General features: G+C 64.2%; 2 protein-coding genes and 1 pseudogene. 1 reads left to right on the top strand and 2 read right to left on the bottom strand.

Features of this window, described 5'->3' with window-relative positions; all coding sequences use genetic code 11:
• The first annotated feature begins 416 nt into the window (after positions 1-416).
• Positions 417-2,069, top strand: a complete 1,653-nt coding sequence (locus tag RMO12_RS15000; RefSeq protein WP_309639888.1) for a sigma 54-interacting transcriptional regulator — start codon at positions 417-419, stop codon at positions 2,067-2,069.
• Positions 2,070-2,197: 128 nt separating this feature from the next.
• Here RMO12_RS15000 and RMO12_RS15005 read toward each other — a convergent pair whose 3' ends face one another.
• Both RMO12_RS15005 and RMO12_RS15010 read right to left on the bottom strand, forming a co-directional pair.
• Entirely contained in the window at positions 2,198-2,785 is a 588-nt protein-coding gene (locus RMO12_RS15005; RefSeq protein ID WP_309639889.1) for a glycosyltransferase, read from the bottom strand.
• Positions 2,786-2,839: 54 nt separating this feature from the next.
• A pseudogene (locus tag RMO12_RS15010) lies at positions 2,840-3,034 on the bottom strand (glycosyltransferase family 1 protein); the annotation flags it as partial.

The following is a 3,034-nucleotide window of genomic DNA, read 5'->3' on the forward strand; positions in this document are numbered from 1 at the left end:
CACCAGCTCGAAGACGACTACCACTGAAGCGCCGCGCCAGGCGATCGACCGTCGCCAGTGGGACGGCCGATGGCGACACTACGAAACCAGTTCGTGAGCGCAGCCGGCTTGTCAATCGGAGTGACAGACCAGCAACGGAACTTTGCCCGGGGCTCGATGAGCGAGTGGGCCAAGGCACGTCTGAAGAGCTGCGCGTGTTGGCGCTCCGAGTGACAAGCACCGCCCTCGACGCACCAGTGTCCCAGCGACGATTCATTCTCGCCGCCGCAAGGACCGACCGTTTCCTTGACCAGGAAGGACGAGGTTGGCCGCTCACCCTGACTGCGCAGACGCCAGGGACACCTAGACCGTGCTGTAGCATGAAGCGACAGAGACAAGGGCGCGCTTTTCGACGACGTCCTGACGGAGACAAAGACGTGGGCGACCTGCTGTCCCTGCTTCGCTTCAATGCCGACTCGGGTCACATCTGGCTCGACGAGCACCGCATGATGCTGCTGCACACGCGTGCACTGGCCGAGTTGCGCAAGGAGTTGCTCGATTCCCTGGGTGTCAAGCGCGCCCGCGGCCTGCTTATCCGCATGGGTTTCGCCTCCGGTCAGCGTGACGGCGAGCTGGCGGTCAAGGAGCGCCGCGGCGGCATGCCGGTCGAACAGGCCTTCATGCTCGGGCCGCAGCTGCACAGCATCGAGGGCGCGGTGCTGGTCGAGAAAATTCACGTCGAGCTGGACATGGCGTCCAAGCACTTCTTCGGCGAGTTTTTGTGGACCAACTCGTGGGAGTGCGAGGCGCACATCGCCGACTTCGGCTACGGCGAAGACCCGCAGTGCTGGCAGCAGATCGGTTATGCCTCGGGCTACACCAGCGCCTTCGTCGGCCGGTTGGTGGCGTTCAAAGAGATCGAATGCCGCAGCATGGGCGACAGCCAGTGCCGCATCGTCGGCCAGCCGGCCGAAGACTGGCATGACGACGAGTACGTCGACTACTTCCGCCCGCAGCGCATCGGTGAGAAGCTGATCGACTTCAACATCGGCCTGGAGCACCTGCGCGCGGTGCAACCGCGGCGCGAGTACGACAACAAGCTGGTCGGCGTGTCGCCCGGTTTCCGTGCCGCCTTCGACTTGTTGCGCAGCGCCGCCAACAGCGCGATCACGGTGTTGCTGCTCGGCGAGACGGGCGTGGGCAAGGAGGTGTTCGCGCGCTGGCTGCACGACAACGGCCCGCGCGCCAGTGGGCCGTTCATCGCCGTCAATTGCGCGGCCATTCCGTCCGAGCTGATCGAGGCCGAGCTGTTCGGCGTCGAGAAGGGCGCCTACACCGGCGCCCACCATGCGCGCGCCGGGCGCTTCGAGCGCGCCCACAACGGCACCTTGTTCCTCGACGAGACCGGCGACCTGCCGCTGGCCACGCAGGTCAAGCTGCTGCGCGTGCTGCAAACCGGCGAGATCGAGCGCCTGGGATCGGAGGAGCCGCTCAAGCTCAACGTGCGCATCGTCGCGGCCACCAACGTGAACCTGCAGCAGGCCATGCAGGCGGGCAAGTTCCGCAGCGACTTGTTCTACCGCCTCAACACCTTTCCGATCACGATCCCGCCGCTGCGCGAGCGCACCGCCGACATCGCGCCGCTGGTGCAGCGCTTCGTCGACAAGTTTTGCGAGCTGTATGGCAAGAAGCTGCGCGGCCTGACCGATCGGGCCCTGCGCGACGTGCTCGCCCACCCCTGGCCGGGCAACATCCGCGAGCTCGAGAACGTGATCGAGCGCGCCGTGCTGCTGGCACCCGAGGGCGGCACGATCGAAGCCTTGCACCTGTGGGGCACGGGCAGCGGCCAGCAGATCGACAAGCAGATCGATGCCAGCGGCCAGGTCACGCTCAGGCGCGGCGATGCGCTCGCCGGCCTGTGCGAGCAGGTGCTCGAGCAGCAGATCGATCTGGCCTCGCTGGAGCAGCGGCTGCTGCAAACGGCGATGCAGCGCGCCAAGGGCAATTTGTCCAAGGCGGCGCGGCTGCTCGGCATCACGCGCCCGCAGCTGGCCTACCGGCTCAAGAAAGAAGGCCTGCCGGCGGCATGAGGCCGAGGCGGCAGCCGCGCGGCGCAGTGTTGCGGGGCCAGGCGCTGCCGGCTCGAGCCCTTCAAGAAGCTCGCCAAGACAATTTCAGAGCGCGCCGATGCCGTCGTGGCCGTGCTCGCCGGTGATGCTCAATCACGATCCAGCAACGCATCGCTCAGCCGGGCGTGTCTGCGGGCATACCCGTGGGTCGTGAAATCCATCTCCACCAGACGCGACTGCGCGGCGCGAATCTTGTTGGCAGTCGCCGCCGGGTCCATGACAACCTCGGCCACGATCTGCGCCAGTCGCGTGGGGTCGCCGACGGGCACATACCAGACGTGCTCCTGGGTGAAGTAATGGGTCAGCCCGCCGGTGTTGGTGGCGACCACGGCCTTGCCAAGCGCTGTGGCTTCCAGCATGACGGAAATGCCTGATGCATGAAGGTTATCAACAAGCGGCACGAAGACGACATTCGCCCAACCGTACAAGCTTTTCAGCTCGCGTTGATTACATTTTTGCGCCTCGATATTTCCACCGGCAAGTTCCTTGGGGAAGGTACTCGACGCAATTTTGATTTCGAACTGATCCTTGTTTGCCAGCGCCTTGTGAAGAGTGGCCCAATCGCGATGGCGATCATTGCCGAGCGCCAAGACCCTGACCTTACCGTGCTCTAAAGCGCGTGCCTGCGGGGGCGGGGCTTGCAGCTTGAATGAATCGATGGAGATGCCGAAATCCATCAGTTTGGCATCCCTTCCCCACCGATTGCGTTTTGCGAACGCATGGTTCGCGGGTTACATGAACGTGCATACGTCCGCCTTTCGCAGCAGCCAAGTGAAGAAGGCCTTCCGGGCTCGTGGCATGGACTTCCACGTATCGACCAACCACACTGACTGAGCGATCACCGGAATCGATCGCACCAAGCCGAAACGGCGCAGCAACAAGAAGCCGAGAAACTCGTACTCGGTGTGAGTCCAAACAATGTCAGC

Origin of the sequence: Methylibium sp., assembly GCF_031393925.1 — a bacterium.
GTDB lineage: Bacteria > Pseudomonadota > Gammaproteobacteria > Burkholderiales > Burkholderiaceae_C > Methylibium.